Consider the following 24222-nt stretch of genomic DNA (forward strand, 5'->3'; position numbering starts at 1 on the left):
CGAGGCCCCCCAGGCCGTGTCGTCGCGAGGGGCGCCGGGCGTTTCACCGGCGCCGCCGTTGTAGAGCGCACCGCTTGTGCTCAGCGAGGTCAGGCCAACGCCGGCGCCGAATGAATAGTGGGCTGCGGCGGACAGCCCGCCGAAGGTGCCGGTGTACTTGATGGTGTTGCCCGGCCGGTAGTTGATGCCCAGCCACCAGACGCCTGGCTCATAGGCGGGCGCCGCGCGGGTGGGGGAGAAGTTCAGCATGCCTTCGGCAAGGCTTGAGTACTGCTTGCCGAAGGTGATCTTGCCGTACTGGTTGCTCAGGCCGATATAGGCCTGGCGGTTGAAGATGCCGGTGTTGCCCGCGAACGCGCCGGTATCGGGAGTGAACTGGCTTTCCAGCGTGAAGATGGCCTTCAGGCCGCCACCCAGGTCTTCCACGCCACGCAGCCCCCAGCGCGAGGCCGACAGGCCGCCGTTGCCGTTCATGTCAAAGCGCTTGCCGACTGGCGCTACCCCGGTCGTCGACGGGGACAGCGTCGTTGGCGCGGTGGCAACCCGGTTGACGTACTCGATGCCAGTGTCAATCACGCCATAGAGCGTCACGCTCGTTTGGGCATTCGCCGCACCTGCCACCGCGCTGAGCGCCGCCAGGGCGATAAGCGATTTCTTCATGCTTGGAAGTCTCCTCTTGTCGTTATCAATGTGTCATGCCGAGCCATGTTTGCGCCAGTCCATGACCAGCGCGCTTCGACAGTAGAGACGGCGCCCACTGCTGCTCGCCTATCAAAACGGGAGGGGGGAGGGGGTGGGGCGGGCAGCGTGGCGTGCCAGGCCTGCGTTAACGGCCGGCCGTGGCAGCGCACGCGGGAATGCCGGTGGGCGGATGCGAGGGAATACACCAATGTCAACGCGATGCAACACCGGTGACCGGAAGCGGCGAATGCGGCTCAAGGGCATGCGCGCTTCCTACCCCCTGTCTGAAAGGGAGGGGTACGGCGGCTGCCGCAGGACTACCTTTCACCCTGAGCACAGAAGGACGGCTGACGCCGCTTCCACGAAGCGTGCCGGCTTTCTCTATTTTGGAACCCGTTTGGCCCCGCGAGTCGGCTGACGCAGGTTCGACTGCGGGAGTAACACCTATGTATCGTCCAGATTCCGAGCAACTCGCCCAGCCGGTCGCGAGGCTGCATTATCCCTGTGGAGAGGCACCCGCACCGGGTCAGGCCTTCGAGATCGCGCCCGGCGTGCAGTGGATGCGACTGCCCTTGCCCAACGTGCTGGCGCACATCAATGTCTGGGCCATCGAGGATGGCGATGGCTGGGCGATCGTCGATACCGGCGTGTTCTCGCCTCAATGCGTGGAGGCGTGGGAAGCGCTGCTGGCCGGACCGCTGCGCGCAAGGCCGGTGACGCGCGTGATCGTCACGCACCAGCATCCCGACCACGTTGGCATGGCGGGCTGGCTGGCGGACCGGTTCCAGTGCCGTCTCTGGATGACGCGCCTGGAATATCTGTACAGCGTTGCCACGGTCGCAGAGGCTGGCCAGGAAGTGCCGCCCGAAGGCGTTGCCTTCTATCGGCGCGCCGGTTGGGACGAAGCGGCCCTCGACGGCTACCGCAACCGCTTTGGCCGCGCGGGGAGAATGATCTCGCGTCTGCCGCGCAGTTACCGCCGCATGGAGGATGGCGCAGTGCTCCGCATCGGTGCCCACGACTGGATGGTAGTCACCGGGCAGGGTCATACGCCCGAGCACGCATGCCTGTATTCACCGGACCTGCATGTGCTGATAGCCGGCGACCAGGTCCTGCCGCGCATTTCACCCAATGTCTCCGTGCATCCGATGGAGCCCGACGCGAATCCGCTGGCCGGCTGGGAGGCGTCGCTGTCCCGCATCCGGCGCATGGTGCCGGCAGACGTGCTGGTGCTGCCGGCACACAACGACCCCTTCGAGGGGCTCCATGCGCGCATCGACCGGTTTGAACAATCGCTCTGGCGCAACCTCGACCGGCTGAGTGAAGCGCTGCGCGAGCCGCAGCGTGTCGTCGACCTGTTCCCCGTGCTCTTTGCCGTGTCCGTGACGGGCGACGACGCGCTGCAGTACGCGCTCGCGACAGGTGAAACCATGGCGAATCTGAACTACCTGAACGCGCTTGGCGAACTCGAAGCGCAGATCGACGGGTCCGGCGTGGCCTGGTACCGCGCCAGCCGGCCCCGGTCGGCTGCCTGAGTGCCGCGCAGAAACCGCAAAGGCAGGATTGCAGCATGAGGCAGGAATTCGGCATCACCAGGCATGGCGCCGCTCCGGCTGGCGCCTGCGCTGGCGAGTTGCGCGCGCCGCAAGGGTTGCGGCACTGGCGCGATGCCCTGGTCCGGCGGCTTGAGCGGCCGGTGGCGGGCGCGTCGATCGATGACCGGCACGGCCTGTTGCTGGAGCTTGCCCGCTGTGCACTGGATCTTCGCGAGGCGAAGCCCGATGCGCAGGCGGAAGCCGTCCGCTCCCCTCCATTCGCGGGAGGGGAGTGTCCGCCTCCCGCGCTCTATGCTGAACCCGGCAATCGGCCAAAGCCGGCACTTTCCGCGGAATGCACGACAGCATCACCGCATGACGCATCCGTATGACAAGACATCAAGCGACCATCGCCATGGCAGACATCAATACAGCACTTTTCACCGAGCAACAGATCCTGATCAACGATTCGGCCCGCCGCCTGGCGGCCGAGGTGATCGCCCCGACGGCCGCGGCACGTGACCGCGCCTCGGCGTGGCCGCGCGACGAGCTGAAGGTGCTCGGGGAGCTTGGCTTCATGGGGATGCTGGTCCCCGAAGCCTATGACGGGACCGGCGCCGGCCTGCTGGAGTTCTGCCTGGCCCAGCACCAGTTCGCCGCGGTCGATGCCGGCCTGGCCACGATCGTCCACGTCCACAACTTCGTCGCCGCCACCATCGCCGCGCATGGCACCGAGGCACAGAAGCAGCGTTACCTGCCCGCCATGGCGAGCGGGGAGTCGATCGGCGCCTTCCTGCTGAGCGAGCCGCATGCCGGCTCCGATACCGCCGCGCTGCGCGCCACCGGCGTGCGTGACGGCGACCACTACGTGCTGAATGGCGCAAAGCAGTTCATCTCGAACGGCAGCGAAGCCGGCGTTGGCATTGCCTTCGTGCTGACGGACAAGGCCGCGGGCAAGAAGGGCGCCAGCACCATCCTCGTCGATCCGAAGCAGCCCGGCTACGTGGTGACCCGCATCGAGGAGAAGCTTGGCCAGCACACGGCGCATACCGCGCAGATCGCACTGGAAGACTACCGCGCGCCGGCAGCGGACTTGCTGGGTGCCGAAGGGCAGGGCTATCGCACGGTGATGAGCTCGTTGTCGGACGGCCGCATCGGCATTGCGTTCATTGCCGCCGGCGCGGCACGCGGCGCACTGGAGGCGGCGACCACGTATGCGAGCGAGCGCGAAGCCTACGGCGCGCCAATCAACCAGCTGCAGGGCGTGGCCTTCGACCTGGCAGACATGGCGACCCGTGTCGAGACCGCGTTCCAGTACTGCCTGCACGCTGCGCGCCTGGCCGATGCCGGGGTTGACTGCATGCGCGAAGCGGCCATGGCCAAGATGTACGCGAGCGACATCGCCGAAGAGGTCTGTTCGGCTGCATTGCAGATCCACGGCGGCTACGGCTACCTGACGGACTTCCCGGTGGAACGCTACCTGCGCGATGTGCGGGTGACCCGGATCTACGAGGGCACCAGCCATATCCAGAGGCTGATCATCTCGCGCAGCCTGGGCTGAGTGACCTGCCGGAGGCAAGCATCTTGAACGCGTTTCGTTTTCAGACCGTACCCACCCTGGTCGTGGAGTACGGCGTAGCGCGCCGGCTCGGTGTTCTGTTGCGGGAGCAGTATCCCGGCCTGTCGCGCCTTTGCGTGGTGACCGACGGCTTCCTGCGCCGCAGCGGGCTGATCGATCCGGCGCTGGCCGACCTCGAGGCCAACGGCTGGCAGGTTACGCTGATTGACGACGTGATCGCCGACCCGCCCGAGCAGATCGTGGTCGATGCGGCGAGCCGCGCGAGGTCTGCAGGTGTGGAGGTCGTACTTGGCCTGGGCGGCGGCTCGTCCATGGACGTGGCAAAGCTGCTGGCCGTGCTGGTCCCGGGCACGCAGACCCTGCAGCAGATCTATGGCGTGAAGCAGATCACCGGCGGCCGCCTGCCGCTGGTGCAGATGCCGACCACGGCCGGCACCGGCTCGGAAGTCACCGCGGTTTCCATCGTCACCACGGGGGCAAAGACCAAGACCGGCGTGGTGGCGCCACAGCTGCTCGCCGACCTGGCGATCCTGGACGCCGAACTGACCACCGGCCTGCCGCGCGCGGCCACCGCGGCGACCGGCATCGACGCCATGGTCCACGCGATCGAGGCCTGCACCAGCGCGCACCTGAAGAATCCCGTGTCGGACATGCTGGCCCAGCAGGCGCTGCGCCTGCTGTCGCGCCACCTGCTGCGCGCCTGCGACAACGGGGCGGACCGCGAAGCCCGCGAGACCATGCTGCTGGGGGCCATGTTCGCCGGCCAGGCGTTTGCCAACGCGCCTGTCGCGGCGGTGCATGCGCTGGCCTATCCCATCGGCGGGATTTTCCATTTGCCACACGGCCTCTCCAACGCGCTGGTGCTGCCGCATGTGCTCCGGTTCAATGTGGCAGAAGCGGTGGACGTGTATGCGCAACTGGCGCGCGTCGTGCTGCCCGAAGCAGATCGCAATCCGCGGGAGCTGGCCGACAGGTTCATTGACTACCTGGAGAGCATGATCAAGGCAACCGGCATTCCGCGCCGCCTGCGGGACGTGGGCATCGGCGAGGCCGACCTGCCCCGGCTTGCCCAGGATGCGATGCTGCAGACGCGGCTGCTGGTCAACAACCCGCGTCCTGTCACGGAAGCCGACGCACTGGCAATCTACCGGGCTGCATACTGAGCGCGTATCGTATTGGTTGTATCCCAAGCCCGGCAGGCGCGAATCCACGCCTGCCGGGCTTTCTCAATCCGGCCCCGTCCGGGGGGACGTTACCGTCCATACCGCAAAGGGTTCATGCACGGGATGGCGGCGCACCCATTGCGTGGTGCATTGCATGCATCGGAACCAGCGGCCGCCGGACCACTGGTCGGGCGTGGAACCTGCAGGACGCGCTTCCAGCTCCGCATGCGGCTGACGGCGCAGGGCGTCGCGATGCAGGTCCCGGCAAGCGCCGCACATCGAATCGGGGTCCGGCTGGCAGGCTGCCGCTGGCCGCGGGCTGATCGCACCGGCGCTCATGATGTCCTGCCTGGCACCTTGCCAGCGGCGCGCCGTGGTCCAGTAGAGCGCGCGCAGAGCCGGGTCGTCAGTCGCACTGATGTCCTGTTCGCCGTGCTGGAGATGCCACAGGCTCAGTGCGCCGACTTCCGCGGCGCTGGCAATCCAGATCAGGCGCTGCTGCCCGTGGCTGAAGCTTATCCAATGGTCATACAGCCGCGCCAGGCAATCGGCGAAGTCGCCCTCGCCGCGCCTGGCACCGGCACGGGAGAGCCGGATGGCATGGCGGCTCGTTTCCCGCACCTGGGCGATCAGCGCGCGCAGGCGCGGCTGGAGCCGGCTGGCCGAGGCGGGGCCGGAGTCCGATAGAGCGGCCATGGCGAATTCCAGTGTGCAGGCGTGTCAGCCCGCGGTGCCCGTGTGTGCCTGCGGCACCAGCAGAGGCAACAGCGCCGCGCGCAGCGCTGGCGGCAGCGGCACCGGTCGTCGGGAGTCCCGGTCGACATAGACATGGACGAAATGCCCCTGCGCAGCCGCGATCTCCTCTTCGCCGCGGAACAGGCCGACTTCATAGCGCACACTGGCGCTGCCCAGGCGCGCCACGCGCAGTCCGGCGACCACGGTGTGCGGAAAGCTCAATGGCGCGAAATAATTGCACTGGGTCTCGATGACCAGGCCGATGGTCTGCCCACGGCTCGGGTCGATCACGCCGTGGCCGATCAGGTAGGTGTTCACCACCGTGTCGAAGTAGCTGTAATAGACGACGTTATTGACGTGACCGTAGACGTCGTTGTCCATCCAGCGGGTGGTGATGGGCAGGTGGTGGAAATAGTCCTGCCGGGTGCTGCGGGTGTGGGATGACATCCGGATGGCGTTGAAGGATGGTAGGAACTTCTATCGTCGCGCGGCCCATGCCATGACGATCCTGAACCGATTCCACGCTACAGGAAGCACGAGGGTCCATCCCCCCTCCATCCGGACGCGCAGAGGTGTGGGAGGCTGGAGGGATTCACTGCGCGGGGCGAACCAACCGGTCGTTCGAAGTCCCCCCGCGCGGCGATGCCATGCGGGTTACGATGTGGGGCTTCGCATCGTGACCCGAGTGATCAGTATTCGTACCTGATCGGGATGTCCAGGCTCTGCAATTCCGAGATCACCTTGTGCCGCACGGCAGGCACGTCGGCCAACGCCGGCCGGCGGTATGCGGCGATCTCGGTCCCGGTGTACGGGCGGAAATCTCTGGGCAGCTGTTCGGGGCTGAGGCGCTTCAACAGCAGGTTGGTGACCGCTGCGAGTTCATCGTCGGTCAGCGCCGAATTGGAGGCGCCGGGCACGCTGATGATGAATCGCCGTCCGGCATCGGAATGCACGAACAGGCCGAGCGCGCCGCGCAGCGGCGGGATCTTGCCTGGCACGCCGGCACCGTTTTCTCCGTGGCACCCCATGCAGTTCAGGGTGTAGTTCCTGAACGCGATGGCGTTGTCGCCAGGCGTGGATTGCGCACTTGCCGGCGTTCCCGCGATTGCCGCGGCGGCCCCCAACACCGCCGCGGATGTGTACCACCGGGTGCTCCGAGTCATCACAGTCCGACATCCTTCAGGACGTCCTGGCGCTGATGCCGCACCTCGGACGGGGTCACCGCCTTCGTCCGCTGCGCTTTCACCTCATCGGCGCTGAACGGTTTGCTCTCTGCAGAGCCCGAGCCATGGAGGCCAATGGCAACATAGTTAAGGACGTCGGCCAGTTCGCCATCGGAGAGGGTGCGGAAGCCGGGCATATTGCCGTTGTACTGCTTGCCACCGTTCTCGATCGCACCCACCATCCCGTAGAGCACGATACTACCAAGCAGCTTGCGGCCTGTATCCGTCTGCGCGTAGCGTGCAGGATAGCTGGTCAATGCCGGTGCCAGGCCATCCTGCCCCTGGCCGTTCGCCTGGTGGCATACCATGCAGTTCCTGGCAAAGACGGCCTTGCCGGCGTCGAGCTCCTGCGCGGACGCGCCCATGGGCAAGGCAACGGCAAAGAGCACGGCCGATGCCAGGCCAGGCATAACTGTCGCAGTCTTCATTGCTCATGCACTCCCAGCAGGACTGAAACCGAGCAGACATAGGTGGAGGGCTGGCTGGCCATGCACCAGTTGATGTCATTGTTGAGCGACATCTTGTACATCGGCCGTTCGCGCTCATTGCGATTGCACATGCAATGCCCGCAGGTCGTGGTGCCGCAGCAGTCGTTGTACGAGACGATGTAGTTGCGGCCGTCGGTCGGGTTCAGGCAAGTGCCGATCCAGGTGATCGGGGAGCTCGAGGTTCCCGGCGGGCAGCTCGTCGAGCTGCCGCCGCAGCAGGCGCAGAGGAAGCCGTCGATCGCGCAGTGCTTCCAGTATTCGCAACTGGTTTCGTCGTTGATCCCCGCTGGCAGCTTCGCCGCCGCGGCGGGGCCTGCCGCGTGGGCAAGCCTGTCCACCGGCAGCAGCGGCAACGCTGCCGCGCCGACCAATGCCTTGCCGATCCTGCCCAGGGCGCTGCGCCGGCCATGACGCTGCGCCACGGTACGCGCCGAGCGCTCAAAGATCGAATCCATCCATTTCATCTTCAACATCCTCAGGCTTGTTGCTGTGCGTTGGCGTGCGCGGCAGGCTGCTCGTCACGGTGGGCCATGAATTCCTGGATCGATGCCACATTCAGTTCATGGGCTTCGAGCAGGCTCTCCAGGTGTTCGCGGGTGTTGACCAGGCCCTTGGAGCGGACCTTGCCCTCCGCGTCGATCACCACCGCATAAGGCAGCCGGCCGATGTGATAGGCCATCCCGAGTTCCTCCGAGAGAACATAGGGGAAGGCTTGCAGGCCGGCCTTCCGGTAGAAGGCTTCATGCACCTTGTGCTCACCGTCGCTGGCGAGCACGAAGCGGTAGTTCGCGCCTTCCCTGGCCTGCAGCGAAGGCAGCAGCGCCAGCAACTTCTTGCAGACCGGGCAGGTCGGCGAGACGAAGAACAGGAATGTGCTGCGCGAATCCTGCGCCAGGCCGCCGACCTTGACGGCGCGGGCGTTCAGATCCCGCAGGTCGAACGCGGGCGCGGTGCTGCCCACTGCCGGTCCCTTGTCTACCACCAGCGCGCCCACCGGCATGATGCGTTCATACAGCACGCCGATCTGACGCACCAGTGCCAGGCAGACCACGCCAAGCACTACGACGGCAAGCCACAGCATGACTTGCGAGACGATCAGAGCATTCAACATTTTTCAGGCCTTCAGTTTCTGTGCCATGGCGCCATTGGCCAGCAGCACGTCGATCACAAAGAAAAGACCGCCCGTCACCGCAAGGCTGCCGGCTACCGTGAGGTAGTCGACCCACAGGACGGAACGCGAGGTGGATTCGAGCAGGCAAGGCGCCAGCAGCGCGGCAAGCAGCGCCACGCGGCCAAGATGCCAGCCGGACAGGCGCGCGGGCGCCTGCGGGTCCCTGCGCCCGAACGCCCAGCACCCGCAGTCGATGTCGCGGTTGCCGCGCGCCAGGCTGATCGCGATGGCGGCGAAGAACACCGCCAGCAGCACCAGCCCGATGATCGCGGCCGGCTTGCGCGTTGCCTCCAGCGGCAGTCCGGCCGCAACCATGAGTTCAAGCAGCGCCAGGCCCACAGCCAGCGGCGCGACCAGGAGCCGGGGCACCAGGCCATAGCCATCCAGCGCGCGCGCGAACTGGCCCGGCGCGGTCAGCTTGCCCAGTGCGGTGGCGCCGAACACGATGGCGCCCGCGGCCTGGCTTGTACTGACGATGACAGGATCAATTGCCATGGCACGCCTCAGTAAGGGAAGATCTGTATCACTGCCTTGCCGAGCGACGACATGTCGGCGTGGACGAACTTGCCGGTGGTGGCATTGAATGCCTGCACCCCAATGAAGGTGCTGCCGTAAACCAGCGGATCCGGACCTGTCGAAACGGAAAGGGTGACCATCGGCGCCAGCTTCGCTTCGGTGAGCTTCCAGCGCGCGACGCGCTCATGCGACTTCAGGTCGTACACCCAGATCTCGGTGCCAGGCTCCTTGTGCGAACCTTCGCCGCCCTGGTGCATGGCGACGTAGAGCCGGCCCGTCTGCTCGCTTACCGCGAACGGCTGCAGGCCGCCGGGGCGCCAGCCGGCCTTGGCATCACTGGCCGAAAGCAGCGACCATGGCGTGTCGAAGCGCGCCGGGCTGCCGCTGAAATCCGCGGGGACCACCTTGCCGCCGAACGTCACGAAGAGGTAGCCCCGGCCCAGGCGTTCTGCATGGGTGTAGACCGGATCGTTTTCCACGTCGATGAAAGCCGGCGACTGCTCGCGGGCGATCTCCTTGCCGCTCTTGTCCAGCGTCACCGTCAGCGCCTTGCCGCTCTGGCAGAGCGACGTGAAGCGGCGCTCCCCGGACGGGTAGGTCAGTACGCAGGCCGCGGTGTCGATCTCCGACGCTACCTTGCGACTGGCCAGGTCCACGACCGTGACGGAGGTCGCGGGCGTGATATTGGTCACGAAGACGAATCCGCCGTCATCCGACACGGTCGTGTTGTACAGCGACGGCACCTGCTGCGCGTGCTTGGGTGGCAGGACCACTTCGCCAATCTTGCTGAAGCTCTGGTTGTCGGTGATTTCCAGCACGTCGGTCCGGTCGCCCGTGGTGCCGCGGGAGAAGTACGTGGTCGCCACATAGGTATAGCGGCCGTCCGCCGAGCGCGCGATGCCGGGCAGGAAGCCCGCGCCCTTCTGGGCAATCAGCTTGCGCTTGTCGAGGTCGTACACAACCATCTTGGTATCGATCGGATTCGATACTTCGACGGCATACAAGCTGTGATTGCCGCGCGGCGGCATGGGCTGAACCGTCAGCGTTTCCGGTTCCCGCGGCGGCGCCGCAAAGGCCACGCTTGCGGCCAGTGTCACGGCAAGCGGCGCGAGTCGTACGGTCGGACTAAGTCGAAAGGTTCGGGAGCGCATGGTCGAAATGGGTTCTGGTGTGTTTCAACTATATGGGCGCACAGGCCGCTGTCATGGTCCGAATTGGCAGCCGATTCGGATCGAGATGTAACAGGTGCGCCAGTTGAAGTAAAAGTCGCCCCGCGAGGTGCCAATACCGCACGGCGGGGCGTAACTCGCGCCTCACGGCGCGGATGCAACGCATCGCGCCGCAAGCGAGCCAGCAGCGCTATTGCCGCGGCACCGGCCCGCGAGAGGAGAAGGTGATGAGCGTGCCGTCCGGCGCGGCCACGGCGGCGGTGAGATCAAGACGGTCGGGACGATTGCCGGCCTTCAGCGTGCCCCGCTGCACGTGGATGGAGGCGCCTTCGAGGCCGACACCTGCCACGCCGTCGCCAAGGGCCACGAGATCGGTCAGGGAGCTGGCGGTGCCACTCGGTACCTTCTCCCAATGCGCGCCCTGGTCCTTGCTGCGGTACACCGAGCCGCGCATGCCGGCGACGTAAAGCGTGCCATCCTGCTGGGCGGTGCCGGCCCACAGGCTGCCGCGGTAGCCGGTATCGAGCCAGGTCCAGTTCTGGCCGTTGTCGGCCGAACGCAGCACCGTGCCCTGTTCGCCCGCCACGAGCAGCGCACCGTCTGGCGCGGCAAAGACGTGGAACAGGTTGCGGTCAGCCCTGGTCGTGCCGGGCGGCGACGGCAGCACGGTCTTGCGCCAGGTCTTGCCGCCATCGTCGGTCTGCAGCATCAGGGACCACAGGCCCACTGCCACGCCGTGCCGCGCGTCGCGGAAGAGCACGGAGAAGAGCGGCTGGTCGACACTCAGGTCCTGCCGCTGCAGGGTCCAGTTTTCACCACCGTCGACGGTATGCAGCACGGTGCCCCGATGCCCGACGGCCCAGCCGTTGCGGGCATCGGCGAACGACACGGCGGTCAGCAATACATGCGTCGGCACGCCGGTGGCCTGGCGGAAGCGCTTGCCGCCGTCGTCCGAAAGCAGCACCACGCCGTGATCGCCCACGGCGACGATGCGGTCACCCGCGCGGGCCGCGCCGAGCAGCATGGCGCGGGTGGCGGACGGGCTGCGCATTGCGGGGTCGGCGACGGGCACCGGGGCCTTGCCCGCGTCCTGCGCAAGGGCGGGCAGCGGACCAGCCGCGATGGAAAGGGTTGCCAGCACGGAAAGCAGGCGCGGCAGCAAGCGTGGAGAACGGAATCGCATGGCTGTCTCCATCAGTGCGACATCAGTTTCGAGGCCCGCACCGCACTGCGGCGCGGAAACAGGCGTTCGAGCACCACCGCCAGCGCGGGCAGCGCGGTCATCGCCATGACCAGGTTGACCAGGAACATGAACGCGAGCAGCTTGCCCATGTCGGCCTGGAACTTGAGCGCCGAGAAGGCCCAGGTGGACACGCCGATGGCCAGCGTGATCGCCGTGAAGATCGTCGCCATGCCGACCTCCAGCAGTGCGCTCTCCATCGCCTGGACGATGTTCTGCCCTTCTGCCAGATGTGCGTGCAACCGGTTGTAGATGTAGAACGCGTAGTCCACGCCGATGCCGACGGCCAGCACCATCACCGGCAGCGTGGCCACGGTCAGCCCGATGTCCAGTGCCTTCATGAACCAGTAGCCGACAAAGGTTGCCACCGTCAGCGGCAGGCAGCAGGCGATCACCGCGCGCAGGTCGCGGTAGGCCAGCAGCACCAGGATCATGATGGTGGCGTAGACGTAGAGCAGCATGGGCCGCTCGCTGCGCTCCACCTCGTCGTTGATGGCGGCCAGCACGCCGGCGTTGCCTGAGGCAAGGCGGATCTTTACGTCCTTGCGCGGGTTGGCATGCCGGAACTGTTCCACGGCATGGATGACGCCGGCAATGGTGGTCGCCTTGTGGTCGGCCAGGAACAGGTGGACGGCGGTCATGCTGCAGTCCTTGCGCATGTAGCCCCGCATCCGGCCGATCTCGGTGGCAAGCGCGGCGTAATTGCCGGAGTCGATGGGAACAGCCGACATCTTGGGGTTGCCCTCGTTGTAGCCGAGGTTGTAGGTGCGCATCAGGCTGGAGAAGCCGCCGATGGAGATGACGCCCGGCACGTCCTGCATGGCCCAGGCGAAGTCGTCCTGGTAGGCGCCGATGGCGACGTTCCCGCACGACTCCGGCGCCGCTTCGAATACCACGGTCAGCCAGTCGAGGCCGATGTCGTAGTTGTTGGCAATCGACAGCGCGTCCTGGTTGAAGCGGGCGTCCGCGCGCAACTCGGGGGCGCCCGGCGAGACGGTGCCGATCACGCGGTCGCGGCCTTCAACCATCGACACGCCTAGCAGCACCACCGTCAGCACCGTAGCGATCACCGCGTTGCGCGGACGCGCCACCCTTGCCAGCGCGCGCAGCCAGCGCGAGCGGGTCTCGTGGCGGGCCAGCGCGCGCTCGGCATACGCCTTCGACACGTTGCACCACGACGCCACCAGCGGCAGCATCACCAGGTTGGTGACGATCTTGTAGGCCAGGCCGATCGAGGCCGTGATGGCCAGCTCGCGCACCATCGGGATCGGCACGATCACCAGCGTGACGAACGACACGAAGGCCGTCACCAGCGCCAGCGTGCCCGGCACCAGCAGGCCGGTGAAACTGTGGCGCGCCGCCTGCATCGCGGTGCGGCCATGCGCCAGTTCGCGCGTGATGAAATTGATCTGCTGCACGCCGTGCGACACGCCGATGGCGAACACCAGGAACGGCACCAGCACCGCCAGCGGGTCGAGCCCGAAGCCGAGCAGCCGCAGCGTGCCGAACTGCCACACCAGCGAGGTCAGCGAGCAGGCGACCGGCAGCAGCGTGAAGCGCACCGAGTGGCAGTACCAGAACACGGCCAGCGCGGTCAGCACCAGCGCGATGGCGCAGAACACCAGCACGCTGGAGGCGCCGTCGGCAATATCGCCCACCTGCTTGGCGAAGCCGATGATCTGGATCTCGAAGTCCTTGTCCTCGAACTTGCCGCGCAGCTTCTCTTCCAGCTGGTGGTTGTAGGCGACGTAGTCGAGCTTATTGCCGGCGCGATCGTATTCGTCCAGCTCGGCGGTGATCATCGCGCTGGTCTGGTCGCGCGAGACCAGCGTGCCGACAAAGCCGCCGTCGCCGGTGGAACGGCGGATCCTTGCGATGACGTCGCCGGTCAGCGCGGGCGGCGAGATGGTGCCGTCGATCAGCGGCTCGGCGCGGAAACCGTCTTCCGTGATCTCGTTGACAAAGCTGTTGGGCGTCCACAGCGATTGCACGCCGAGCCGGTCGATATTGGGCAGAAACAAGACCGCCTGCGTCACGTCGTACAGGCGTGTCAGTGCCGGCTTCGTCCAGATGGTGCCCTGGCGCGGCTTGACGACCACGGTCAGGCGGTTGGCGCCGAACAGGTCGTCACTGTATTTTCGGAACGTCTGGATGTACTCGTGGCCGATCGGCATCTGCTTCTCGAAGCCGGCGTCCATGCGGAGCTGGAGGGCGAAATACGCCATGACTGCCGTGAGCACGCCGATGACGGCCAGCGCGGCGGCGCGGTGGCCGAACAGGAGTGCTTCTAGTCGTCTTACTATGCCGTTCATTGCGGGGAATCCTTTTGCAGGGAACTGAACGGACCCGCCGGATGGCTGGCGGGCCCGGGTGTTGCGGAAGGTCAGAAGTTGCGGGTCACGAACGCCCCCACGAAGTTCCGGTCACCCAGCGGCTGCGCCAGGACGTTGCCGCCCCAGTACAGGGTGTAGTTGATGCCGGCCTGCCACTTTGTCGGGTTCTGGTTGAACAGGACGTACAGGTTGGCCGACTTGGCGCCTTGCATGTAGTTCGCCATGGTGGTTGGCGTATAGCCCATGAACGACCACGAGAACGTCACGCCCGGCGTGACCTGCCAGCCCGGAATCAGCGTGCCGTCGTACGTCCAGTTGAAGTCGGCGGTGTAACCCATCGACAGCGACGTGCCCTTGGCCGCGGCGATCGGATAGCCCAGCGTGGCATTGGTCGATCCGTCCATCCACGGCAGCAGGCCCGGTGCCGGAGCCTGCATCACCTGCTGGCCGTTGACGGTGCGGAAGTAGCGCGAGTTGGAGTTCACGCCCGGGAAGTAGATCGCCACCAGTTCGTTGGTGAACGCACCGGCATCGGCACCGAGGCCGCGCAGGATGAGGCCGGCGCTGCTGCTCGGCGTGATCGCCAGAATGCCGGTCAGGTGCATCTGGAAGCGTTTGCGGTCGATCCACTGCTGGCAGTCCACGCCCGTCACGCCGTTGGTGATCACGTCGAGCGGACCGTTGGGGCCGTAGCAGGCGCTCAGCGAGACGGCGTCATGCGGCCGGTACGACAGTTCCCAGCCCACCGCCCACTCGCCTACCGGGAAGTTGGCGCTGACGCCATACAGCTTGCGGTCTTCCAGGTAGCTCACGTGCAGCACGTCCGACGACAGTGCGCTCAGCACCGGCGTCTTGTCGTGATAGTTCATCACGTAGGCGCCAAGGTCCAGCTGCGTGCCGGGCGGCTTGTAGTGCAGGGCCAGGCCGTACTGGCCCTGGCTGCGCGCCTTGCCATTCTTGTCGAACGGTATGCCGAAGGTGTTGAACGGCAGCCCGGCGAACGCACCCTGGTTGATGCCGTTCTGCACAGACTGGATCGCACCCTGGTCACGCGAGCGCGCGATGGTGGTGGCATCAGTGCCGCTGAAGTTGAGGTTCTGCGTGCTGACGTTGAACGGCTCCATGCCGCGGCCGAGGTTGTCGGCCGTGGAGAAGTACGAGCCCACCGGCGGCAGGCGGCTGCCGTTCCACTGGAACTGGTAGTACGCCTCCATGTTCAGGCCGTGGCCAAGCCCGGTGGCGAAGCTGAGCATCGGCGCCGGCAGCACGGCTTCCTTGATCTGCGTGCCGGGCACCAGCAGCTTCTGGATGTCGAGCGCGTTGGTGGAGTTGATGCCGCCAAGGCCGAAGATGCTCTCGCCCCAGTTCACTACCTGGTTGCCCAGGCGCACACGGGCACGTTCCTCGCCGATGTCGAAGCCCTTGCTGACCCAGAGATCCAGCAGGCGGGCATCGCGTGCCAACTGGTTGAACGCGTCCTTGGTCAGGTCGGAACGCTCGGTATGGCTGGCAGCCATGTCGTACAGCCAGGTGCCGCGCGCCATGAACCTGACGTCTTCCGGGAAGTTCAGCAGCAGTTCGTGCGTGCCCTTGACGTAGCCCGCGTACAGGTCCCCCTTCTTGTAGTTCAGGTTGCCGTTGTCCATGTTGGCGAACTGTGGCGTGTTGACGCTGCCGTCACAGCCCGATGTATTGGGATCGCCCACGCGCTGGCAGTCGATGCCGTGCGCGCGCATGGCCAGACCTGCGGTGATCTGTGAATCGAGCGACCCGCTAACCGTGTCGCCCTTGATCTCGAATCCCTGCGCTCCGGCTGCCCAGCACACCGCGGCAGCGGCCGCGCAGATCCGGCGCTTCTTCGTCACTATCACTGTTTCCCCCCTGTTTTTTGTTTATTCGATGCGAACGGCAGGACGAGCGCCGACGGCACCTGGCCCCGGCGGTGCTGTGCGTTCATCGTTTTGGAATGAGAGCGGCCACTTCCCCTCGGGTGGCCGCGTTCAGGTCAGCGCTCGCTGCGCGCGCGCAGGCTTTCTGGCGTGTAGTAGTCGAGCCTGAAGCGCGAATCGTTCGATTCGGTCACCCACTGAATATTCTTGCCGCCCCCGACGGTCACGCCGTCGGCGACATAGCGACCGGAGACCAGGTCGTACTGAACGAAGGTTTCCAGATCGCAGGAGCCGGTCTCCCAGACCGGGATCGGGAATCCCTCGCGCAGCTTCCACAGCTTGCCCTGGGCGTCGTAGTCTTCGGAAACCAGCGCCAGCCAGCTATCCTCGTCGAAATAGAACATCTTCTTCGGCGAGGTGTGGCGGGCGCCGGCCTTGACCGTCGCCTCGACCACCCAGACCCGGTGCAACTCATAGCGGCGGGCAGCGTTGCTGATGAACTGCGGGCCCAGCGCATCGCGCAGCTTTGCCGTGAAGTCGTAGATGGCGAAGCTGTTTGACGGTACGTACATCTCCTTCTTGCCAACCAGCTTCCAGTCGAACCGGTCGAGATTGCCCACGAACATGAAGGCCTGGTCGACCGTGTACTGGTTCTCCATGCCGATCTGCGGCGCATCGTAGGCGTAGCTCGGCATCCGGCGCACGCGGCGCTGGCCTGGGAAGTAGTACGAAATTTCCGGCGTCGTGGTGCCGAAGGAATTCACGCCCACGGCACCCTGGCCGGCAAGGGCCGCCGGAGACTTGTACTGGAAGTAGACGGCCTGCAGCGTATTCCTGACCTGGTCGGGCGTGGTGGCGCCGTTCTTGCCCCAGGGGAAGTAAAGCGTCATTTCCTGGTTGGCATCCACCCACTCATCGCTCCCCGCACGCGGCGACAGCACGGTGTAGAAGCTCGGAAACTGGACCCCCATGCCGCGATAGCGCGTCTGGTAGTTCCACATCGCCTCCGCTCCCGTCTTGGGCCGGGGAAATGCCACGCCAGGCATGACGGCGTTTTCCAGGGTCACGCCGTCCGCTGCCATGCGGGCTTCGGCAAGATTGCGCTTGCTGTTGGCATTCACCCATTCCGGCGCGCCACAATTTCGGTGGGTCGGAAAGACGTCCATGCGGTAGCCCTTGGTCGCCTTGATGAAGGCCACCTGGGCAGGACTGAGCTTGTCCGCGTACTTGTCGACGTTGGTAGCGTCGATGGTGAACAGCGGTTTCTCTGCCTTGTGCGACCAGAATGCGCCGCGAGGCTGGTCCCGGGTCCAGCCAGCGGCGGGCGAGTCCTTGCCCTCGAATGCGGGAATCTGGCCGCTGCCGGCGCGCTGTGCCCCGGCCGCGGTGAGATCGTTGTCGCTATCCGCCGCCGACGCCACGGCATTGATGATCATCAGCCCGGCCAGCATCATGCCCGCTGCCAGGCCGCGCCTGCGTACGCGCTTGCTCATGCTCTTCTCCTCTCTCGACCTTTGAAATAGTGCCGGGGAGTTTATGAGCGCACGAGAGCCATGCGTGGCGTGTTTGGGCAATGCCTGGTAACAGCGATTGCGGCTCACGCGAAGGCGTGCTCAGGGTAATCCCTCGGGTGCATTAGGGAGGAACAGGTGGTGCACCAGGACGGGGCTGGGAAATAGCGGCTGACACCCCGTGCGGGCAGGTCAGGCTCGGCTCGTCTCTGACGGCAGATAGCCGAACATCTCCCTGTACTGGGCGGCGAATTTGCCCATGTTCACGAAGCCCCAGCGGGCTGCGGCGGCCTGGATGCTCAGCCTGTCGCCGCTGGTCTGCCGCAGCAGGCGGCGTACCGATGAAAGCCGTATCGCGCGCAGGTAAGCGTGGGGCGTGACGCCGGCCACTTCGAGAAAGCTCGTTTGCAGCGTGCGGCGGCTTACGCGGAGCAGCCGGCTCAACTGCAGCACGCCGATCGGTTCGTTCGGCACAGCCAGCAGATGCTCGCGGCAGCGATTGACAATCTCGCTGTAGGTCAGGCGCGTGACCTCGTTGCGCCGTCGCGGCGGATGCGCGTCGATCAGCAGGCAGAAGAGGATCTCGAGGATATCGTCGCGCAGGGATATGCCGGCGGCCGGCTGCTCAAGCGCGGCGAGATTGTCGCTGGCCGCCGTCAGGGCCTGGCGGATGCCGGCGGCCGCCAGTTCGCGTGCGTGCTGGCTGGTCTCCAGCAGGGAATGGTCTTGCCACGAGAGGCTGTCGATGCCACCCAGATAATCGGCGTAATCGACGAAGGTATTGTCGCCAACGACGATCCCCGCGTGATCGCTCGGTCCGGCACTCTGTGCCACGAAGTCCCGTGTCGCCGACAGATGGCCGATCGTGGCGCCGACCGCACGTCCCTGGAGCGTGCCGGTACTGTAGGCGCGCAGCGGAATGCCGAAGGTCCGCCAGCCCTTCTTCATGCTGCCCTGCTGAAGCAGGGGGACATTGACTCGCTCTCGATACAGGCAGACGTCGGTGTCCAGTGCAAACATTTGCAGCAGACCATCGAATTGCCCCGGCCCGGTCTGCATGTACTGCTGGCTGTACTGCGCGATGGCGCACGCCTGGTCGTCCGGGTTCGCGAACGATGTAGCGCGGAAGGTCTTGACGTCTGGCATGCTGCTGAGGGTTGATGACATTGGCCCGGAGCGACAACGGCCGGGCACTGGCACGGCCAATGGATTTTCAAATCGCCGGCAATGGCATTCTGCCTGCGGGTCCGGCCGGTTCGTATCGGGACAAACGTGATGAACCGCATCCGGCACGGCGACTTTGTGCCTTGCCCGGCCTGTAACAATACGCGTGCATGGCTTTCCCATACAGGACATGGCAAGGGCATGGCGTGGCCTATGCTCGGCAGATCTCGAAAAGGATCCGCAGGAGCGCGTAGATGGTGCCGACGTCTTTTCCAATCATCCTTCCATCCGGACGAAAGTCCCGCGTCCTGTCCGCCAGCGCGCTGCTGATTTGCGCACTGCTCTGCACAGCCACGGCGGTCCGGGCCGAGGCGAAACCCAACGTGCTGCTGATCCTCGTTGACAACCTGGGCTACGGCGAACTCGGCGCGTATGGTGGCGGTGTCACGCGCGGTGCCCCAACGCCACGTATCGACAAGCTGGCTGGCGAAGGCATGCGCCTCACCAACATGAACATGGAGCCGCAGTGCACCCCCAGCCGTTCCGGCATCCTGACCGGGCGCTATGCGATCCGCTCGGGCACCTACTCCGTGCCCATCGCGAGCGCGGCGGAGGGCCTTCCCCAATGGGAAGTCACCATGGCAGAAGCGCTGTCGGACAAGGGCTATGCGACCGCGCTCTATGGCAAATGGCACCTCGGCAGCCAGCAGGGCCGCCTGCCCAATGACCAGGGATTCGACGAATGGTACGGGATACCCCGGACCACCAACGAGGCCATGTGGATCGGTTCCAATGACTACACACCGGAGCAGAGGCGGCCGGAGTACATCATGGCAGGCCGCAAGGGCGAGAAGAGCGCGGAACTCAAGGTCTATGATATGGAGCAGCGGCGTGTCATGGACGCCGAACTCACGCGGCGCACGATGGCCTTCATGGAGCGCGAGGTGAAGGACGGCAAGCCGTTCTTCGCGTTCGCCAGCCTGACCCAGCCGCATTTCCCGACCGTGCCGAACCCGCGCTTCGCAGGCAAGACCGGTCACGGAGACTGGGCCGACGTGCTGGCCGAGATCGACTTCAATGTCGGGCAGATGCTCGACACGGTCGATCGCCTGGGCATCCGCGACAACACCATTGTCATTTTCGCCAGCGATAACGGTGCCGAACACGTCAAGCCCTGGGACGGCTGGGCCGGGCCCTGGCGCGGCGCGTACTTCACTGCCTGGGAGGGCGGGATTCGCGTTCCCTTCATGGTCCGCTGGCCCGGCAGGATTCCGGCAGGGCGTGTCAGTGATGAAATCGTCCATGGCGTGGACCTGTTCCCCACGCTTGCCCGCATGACCGGCGCGCGCCTGCCCGACGACAGGCCGATCGACGGCGTGGACCAGGCCGGATTCCTCGAAGGGAAGACCGAGAAATCCGCGCGCGAAGGCATCCTCATCTGGGTGGACAACCGGCTGCAGGCCATCAAGTGGCACAACTACAAGGTCCACTTCTACCAGCAGGAGAACATGGAAACACCGGCGATCAAGCTGCAGCTCCCCTTTGTCTTCGACCTCTACACCAATCCGCGCGAGGACGAGCAAAAGCGGGCATTCTCGAGCTGGGTGCTTGGACCGATGCTGAAGATGATGGGTGCGTTCGAGGCGAGCGTGAAGAAGTACCCGCTGATACCGATGGGAACCCCCGACCCGTATCAACCTCCGGTGGCCGCGGCCAGACAGCCATGAAGCCGGCTGCCAAGCGGAAGTAGCCAGGCCGAAGGGCCGCGATGCCGACTGCACTCCGGCGAAAACCGTATTCGCGGTACTCCGATTTCCCTGCAGCGGAAGTAGTCAACAGGAAGAAGGGGGGCAAACATGCGGATCCACGCTCTATGCAGCGGCGTCCTGGGGCTACTGTTGCTGGGTAGCGTCAGTCTGGCAGAGGCCACCGAAGGCGCGCTGGGCCGGCCGGTGACGGGCATGAGTGTTATGCCGGACGCAGGTGTCGTCCCGGGCGAGCCCGTGTTGATTGGCAGCATCGCGATGTTCTACGTCGCCGGGTCGATAGGCGGCGCCAGGGAGGTTCCCGTCGCGGGCAAGACAACCCTGGGTGTCAATGCGGAAGCATTCTTCGCCATGGGCACCATTATGAAAGTCTGGGACACGGGTACCGGGCGCTGGAATTTCGCATCGAGCTTTACGCTCCCCTACACCTATACCAAAGCCAGCGCGGCGCTGAGTGCAGGCAGTGTGCGCGGCAGCACCTCGGACTCGTCTTCGGACCTGTACGACATCACGTTCTCGCCGATCATTGCCGGCTACCATTTTTCGGAGACGGAGCATGTCGCCCTCAGCCTGAACATCTGGGCGCCGACGGGAAACTACGACAAGAGCAAGCTGTCGAGCCCCAGCCTGAACACCTGGACATTCATTCCGCAGGTGGCCTATACCAGGCTGTTTCCCGCACAGAAGCTGGAGCTTGACGTGGTGGCCGGACTGGAGTTCTACACCCGCAACTCCGCCACCGACTACCAGAACGCTCCGCTGTTTACCCTGGACACCATGCTGCTGAGACGGTTCAACGGCGGTGTCGGGGTCGGCCTGATCGTGGGCACGACGCAACAGCTCGGAAACGACTCCGGACCGCTGGCCGATCGGCTGAACGGCTTTCGCGGACACGACTGGGCGGCAGGTCCAATCGTCACCTACGACACCAGGATTGGCGCAAAGAGCCAGCTTTCGCTCAGCCTGCGTTGAATGCCGACGGTATCGAGCAAGAACCGGCTCGACAGCACCCGCTCCTTCATGGGGACGGCTACCCTCGTGTTCTGAACGGAGAGCGCACTTAGCCCCCGTTTCAACATAAGGAAGGGGCGCGTTCAAGCCAGACGCGCCGCAGCCCTTCCGCGGGAATCGGCGATGATCGCAAAAGGAAAGCCTATCGCCGATTTCCGGGGAAGGCCGCCCGGATCTTGAGAAAGAAGTAGTGGGCATCGCGAAAGCCATACGCCATGCGTCTGATTTTCTTGATCCGGTTGTTGATGCCTTCCACGAGGTTGGTGCCCAAAGGCCAGCTCGCGTGTGCCAGAATGCCCGGCAGGTAGGACGACTGGAGGTGCTGGGCGAACTGGCGTAGCGACCAGATCCCGCTGCTCGTTGCCCGCTGGTACCAGTCCTGCCCGAACCGCTTGGCGTAGCCCGGATGCCGGTATTTCCACAGCGCCTTGAGATCGTCTTTGAGCACGTAGATCGTCAATTCGCGCGCGCGGCTTCAGGTCGGTGCCCGGTTCGGCGTGACGATGTTGAACCAGGTCGGGAACGTATCCAGCATCCCGAGCAACTGGCTAAAGGCTTCCTGTTTGCCGTCGAGACGCAACTCGCCGGATGCGATTGCCTGTTCGATCGTCAGATCGTTGCGCTGCAGACGCTCGAGCATGGACTTGGTCAATGTCAGCATCGCATCTGACTTCGGCCTTGCATCGGGGAAGTGGTTCAGCACGCCGTTCTTCACTTCGAGCGTGTACTGGCGGTCCAGATCGGTCAGGTTCACGGTCAGCACGAGGTGCTTGCCCGCGGCCTTCGGCCCGTTCAGCCTGATCGCCATGTAGTCGAACAGCATTTCCGGCGGCATCGCGCGGACGGTGGCCGGGCTGGCAGTCTGCAGGCGTCGGACGTTGGGCACGCCATTGCGCAGTTCGTATGCGCCCTGGAGGTATTCGGCGCGCCACGTCGGCGACTCCGCCTGGTAGCCGAGCTGCTCGTAGGTGTCGGCCAGCAGTTCGCGCGCCTCCTTGTTGTCCGGATTGGTGAAAACAACCTGCTTCAGCGCCTCGGCCAGCCAGCGGTATTCGCCCTTGTCGAAGTCAGTGTGGGCGCGGGCGAGGATGGCCGCTTCGCCGCCCATATACTCGACGTACTTCTTCGCGGCAGGGACCGGCGGCAGCGGGTCGAGCGAGGAGGGGTTGCTGTCGTAAAAGCCAAGGTAGCGCTGGTACACAGCGCGGGTGTTGTGCTTGACCGTACCCCAGTAGCCGCGGTTCGGCCAGAAGTTGGCGAGTTCCGGCGGCAGCTTGACGGCCTCCGCAATCTCGGTGCCGATGTAGCCTTCGTTCATCAGGCGGACCGACTGGTCGTGGATATACTTGTACGCGTCGCGCTGCTTCTCGAAGTAGTCGATGATGCGGTCGTGGCCCCACATCGGCCAGTGGTGCGACTGGAACTTGACCTCGATGTCCTTGCCGTAGTTGGCGATGGTCGCGTTGATGCCGTCCACCCACTTGGTGGCATCGCGCACCTGCGCGCCGCGCAGTGTCAGCAGGTTGTGCAGCGTGTTGGTGGTGTTCTCGGCCATCCACATGGCCTTGAACTGCGGGAACCAGGTGTTCATCTCGGCCGGGGCCTCGGTGCCCGGCGTGAGCTGGAAGACCATCTTCACACCGTCGATGGCCATTTCCTGTCCATCCTTCGAGATGGTGTCGGTCGGCACCATCAGCGAAACGGTGCCCTGCGGGCCGAAGACCCCGAGCCCGGCGCCAAGGCGTCCTTGCGGGTTCACGGGCAGCGGCGCGGCGGTCATGAAGACCGAGCGGCGGTTCATGGCGTTGCCTGCGATCACGTTCTCGCTGACAGCCTCTTCCAGGAAGCCCTCCGGGGCGATGATGCGCACCTTGCCTGCCTTGACGTCGTCCTCGCTGACAATGCCGCCGATGCCGCCGTAGTGGTCTCCGTGCGAGTGGCTGATCACGACCGCCACGATGGGACGCTTGCCGAGGTGCTGCGTCACGAGTTCATAGGCGGCGCTGGCCGCTTCGGTCGCCGTCATGGTGTCGAGCACGATCCAGCAGGTGTCGCCCTGGACGAACGTCATGTTGGCCACGCCGAGGCTGCGCACCTGGTAGATGCGGTCGGTGACCTTGAACAGCCCGTAGTTGCCCAGGAGCTGTGAATTGCGCCAGAGGCTGGGATTGACGGTGTCCGGCGCCGTCTTCCCGTTCACCTGGACCCGGATGGCGGCGAGGCTGGCCCCGAGATTGCCGTGGGTGCGGCTCAACTCGGTCAGGTCGGGTGCCGCGATCAGGCCGCGCTGCGCATCCTCGAAGTCCTGCTGGTCCTGGAACGGCAGTTCCTTGAGCACCGCAGCGTTGTGGGCGCGCGTGGTCGCCGAGGCGGGCTTTGGCACTCCCGGCGCTGCCTCGGCCATGGCATTGCCATGCACCACAGCCAATACCGCCACGCAAACGGCAAGTTGGCTCTGGATGGCGGAGCGCGATTGCTTCCGGTTGGCGGCTTTCCGCGAATGGTAGTTCGTTTGATTCATGGGCATTGGATGCAACAAGATGGATCGTTGACCAGGCATCAGGGGAGACGCTATGAATGAGAAACTGGGTATCGGTCAAGTCGACCCCGACGTCTACGTGGACGCTGGCATTGTCAAGACTGCGGCGCCGACCGCGTCGAAGTGGCATGCCGGGCGCATGAGGTGGGCTTGCCGAAACCTGGGCACCCGCGTCTTCCCTTCCGTGCGGCGCGGTAGATCGCTCGAATCGTCGCATGCGACACCTTCTGCGGGATCAACATTGCAGCAGCTTGCGTTGCATGTCCCCTCCCCATTCGGATGGGTGCGTTTCAGGGCAAAAGGGACGCGCCGACCGGAACAACGCTATCAGTTGACCGTAGCTCGACCCAAAACGGTCATTTGTCGGCGTGCTCGCGAATGGCAGAGAGGGGTCGCTATGCAGAGGTTTACAGCGACCCCTATGCTCAGGTCACAACTATGCGCAGATGGCGTGCAATCCTTGGTGGTGGAGCCACTCTGATGGGAACTTGCCGCGATACTGCATGCGC

Annotated in this window: 20 protein-coding genes and 2 pseudogenes; 6 read left to right on the forward strand and 16 right to left on the reverse strand. The window is 65.2% G+C overall.

Annotated elements, in window-relative coordinates; translation table 11 throughout:
• Positions 1-660, reverse strand: a 660-nt coding sequence (locus RM96_RS22020; protein WP_039013680.1) for a porin, incomplete at its 3' end; no start/stop codon positions are given.
• A 467-nt stretch (positions 661-1127) separates the two neighbouring features.
• On the opposite strand from RM96_RS22020, the gene RM96_RS22025 reads away from it, so the two are divergent.
• The 4 genes from RM96_RS22025 to RM96_RS22035 are packed head-to-tail and all read left to right on the forward strand — an operon-like array spanning position 1128 to position 4958.
• Complete coding sequence (locus RM96_RS22025) at positions 1128-2216, forward strand: MBL fold metallo-hydrolase (RefSeq protein ID WP_039013681.1); 1089 nt, start codon at positions 1128-1130, stop codon at positions 2214-2216.
• 35 nt (positions 2217-2251) lie between these two features.
• Complete coding sequence (locus RM96_RS38820) at positions 2252-2608, forward strand: hypothetical protein (protein ID WP_152624186.1); 357 nt, start codon at positions 2252-2254, stop codon at positions 2606-2608.
• Complete coding sequence (locus RM96_RS22030) at positions 2605-3777, forward strand: acyl-CoA dehydrogenase family protein (RefSeq protein ID WP_443112271.1); 1173 nt, start codon at positions 2605-2607, stop codon at positions 3775-3777. Before RM96_RS38820 ends, RM96_RS22030 begins: the two co-directional genes overlap by 4 nt.
• 23 nt (positions 3778-3800) lie before the next feature.
• The gene (locus RM96_RS22035; RefSeq protein ID WP_039013682.1) at positions 3801-4958 is read left to right on the forward strand and encodes an iron-containing alcohol dehydrogenase; all 1158 of its coding nucleotides are present in this window, start codon (positions 3801-3803) and stop codon (positions 4956-4958) included.
• A gap of 63 nt (positions 4959-5021) precedes the next feature.
• Here RM96_RS22035 and RM96_RS22040 read toward each other — a convergent pair whose 3' ends face one another.
• The 13 genes from RM96_RS22040 to RM96_RS22100 all read right to left on the reverse strand — a co-directional run bounded on the left by RM96_RS22040 (position 5022) and on the right by RM96_RS22100 (position 18292).
• Positions 5022-5654 (reverse strand): hypothetical protein, encoded by a 633-nt coding sequence (locus RM96_RS22040; protein WP_039013685.1) that lies wholly within the window; start codon positions 5652-5654, stop codon positions 5022-5024.
• Positions 5655-5678: 24 nt separating this feature from the next.
• The gene (locus RM96_RS22045) at positions 5679-6140 is read right to left on the reverse strand and encodes an acyl-CoA thioesterase (protein ID WP_039013686.1); all 462 of its coding nucleotides are present in this window, start codon (positions 6138-6140) and stop codon (positions 5679-5681) included.
• A 242-nt stretch (positions 6141-6382) separates the two neighbouring features.
• Positions 6383-6856, reverse strand: coding sequence for a c-type cytochrome (locus RM96_RS22050; RefSeq protein ID WP_039013687.1), 474 nt, complete (start codon positions 6854-6856; stop codon positions 6383-6385).
• Positions 6856-7344, reverse strand: coding sequence for a c-type cytochrome (locus tag RM96_RS22055; RefSeq protein ID WP_039013689.1), 489 nt, complete (start codon positions 7342-7344; stop codon positions 6856-6858). The genes RM96_RS22050 and RM96_RS22055 overlap by 1 nt, the downstream gene beginning before the upstream one ends.
• The gene (locus tag RM96_RS22060) at positions 7341-7868 is read right to left on the reverse strand and encodes a methylamine dehydrogenase light chain (protein ID WP_039013704.1); all 528 of its coding nucleotides are present in this window, start codon (positions 7866-7868) and stop codon (positions 7341-7343) included. Before RM96_RS22060 ends, RM96_RS22055 begins: the two co-directional genes overlap by 4 nt.
• Positions 7869-7879: 11 nt before the next feature.
• Entirely contained in the window at positions 7880-8515 is a 636-nt protein-coding gene (gene mauD, locus RM96_RS22065) for a methylamine dehydrogenase accessory protein MauD (protein WP_039013690.1), read from the reverse strand.
• Positions 8516-8518: 3 nt separating this feature from the next.
• Positions 8519-9070 (reverse strand): MauE/DoxX family redox-associated membrane protein, encoded by a 552-nt coding sequence (locus RM96_RS22070; protein WP_039013691.1) that lies wholly within the window; start codon positions 9068-9070, stop codon positions 8519-8521.
• Between the two features lie 8 nt (positions 9071-9078).
• Positions 9079-10242, reverse strand: a complete 1164-nt coding sequence (locus tag RM96_RS22075) for an amine dehydrogenase large subunit (protein WP_052279657.1) — start codon at positions 10240-10242, stop codon at positions 9079-9081.
• Positions 10243-10450: 208 nt separating this feature from the next.
• Entirely contained in the window at positions 10451-11443 is a 993-nt protein-coding gene (locus RM96_RS22080; RefSeq protein ID WP_152624187.1) for a YCF48-related protein, read from the reverse strand.
• Between the two features lie 11 nt (positions 11444-11454).
• Positions 11455-13812: an efflux RND transporter permease subunit gene (locus tag RM96_RS22085; RefSeq protein ID WP_039013696.1), complete on the reverse strand. Its 2358-nt coding sequence runs from the start codon at positions 13810-13812 to the stop codon at positions 11455-11457.
• A gap of 71 nt (positions 13813-13883) precedes the next feature.
• Complete coding sequence (locus RM96_RS22090; protein WP_039013698.1) at positions 13884-15698, reverse strand: DUF1302 domain-containing protein; 1815 nt, start codon at positions 15696-15698, stop codon at positions 13884-13886.
• A 140-nt stretch (positions 15699-15838) separates the two neighbouring features.
• A complete protein-coding gene (locus RM96_RS22095; protein WP_039013700.1) occupies positions 15839-17215 on the reverse strand; it encodes a DUF1329 domain-containing protein in 1377 nt (458 codons plus the stop codon).
• Positions 17216-17425: 210 nt separating this feature from the next.
• On the reverse strand, positions 17426-18292 hold the full coding sequence (locus tag RM96_RS22100; RefSeq protein WP_193752503.1) for a helix-turn-helix domain-containing protein: 867 nt from the start codon (positions 18290-18292) through the stop codon (positions 17426-17428).
• Positions 18293-18651: 359 nt separating this feature from the next.
• Here RM96_RS22100 and RM96_RS22105 point away from each other — a divergent pair, with 359 nt between their 5' ends.
• Both RM96_RS22105 and RM96_RS22110 read left to right on the forward strand, forming a co-directional pair.
• Positions 18652-20124 carry an arylsulfatase gene (locus RM96_RS22105; RefSeq protein ID WP_082016661.1) on the forward strand — a complete coding sequence of 491 codons (1473 nt, stop codon included), beginning with the start codon at positions 18652-18654 and terminating at the stop codon, positions 20122-20124.
• Positions 20125-20253: 129 nt separating this feature from the next.
• Positions 20254-21210: pseudogene (locus tag RM96_RS22110) on the forward strand (SphA family protein).
• Between the two features lie 106 nt (positions 21211-21316).
• On the opposite strand, the pseudogene RM96_RS22115 reads toward RM96_RS22110, so the two are convergent.
• Both RM96_RS22115 and RM96_RS22120 read right to left on the reverse strand, forming a co-directional pair.
• A pseudogene (locus tag RM96_RS22115) lies at positions 21317-21634 on the reverse strand (transposase); the annotation flags it as partial.
• 15 nt (positions 21635-21649) lie between these two features.
• Entirely contained in the window at positions 21650-23695 is a 2046-nt protein-coding gene (locus RM96_RS22120) for an alkyl/aryl-sulfatase (protein WP_152624189.1), read from the reverse strand.
• Positions 23696-24222: the final 527 nt, after the last annotated feature.

The sequence above is a fragment of the Cupriavidus sp. IDO genome, assembly GCF_000812465.1.
Taxonomy (GTDB): domain Bacteria; phylum Pseudomonadota; class Gammaproteobacteria; order Burkholderiales; family Burkholderiaceae; genus Cupriavidus.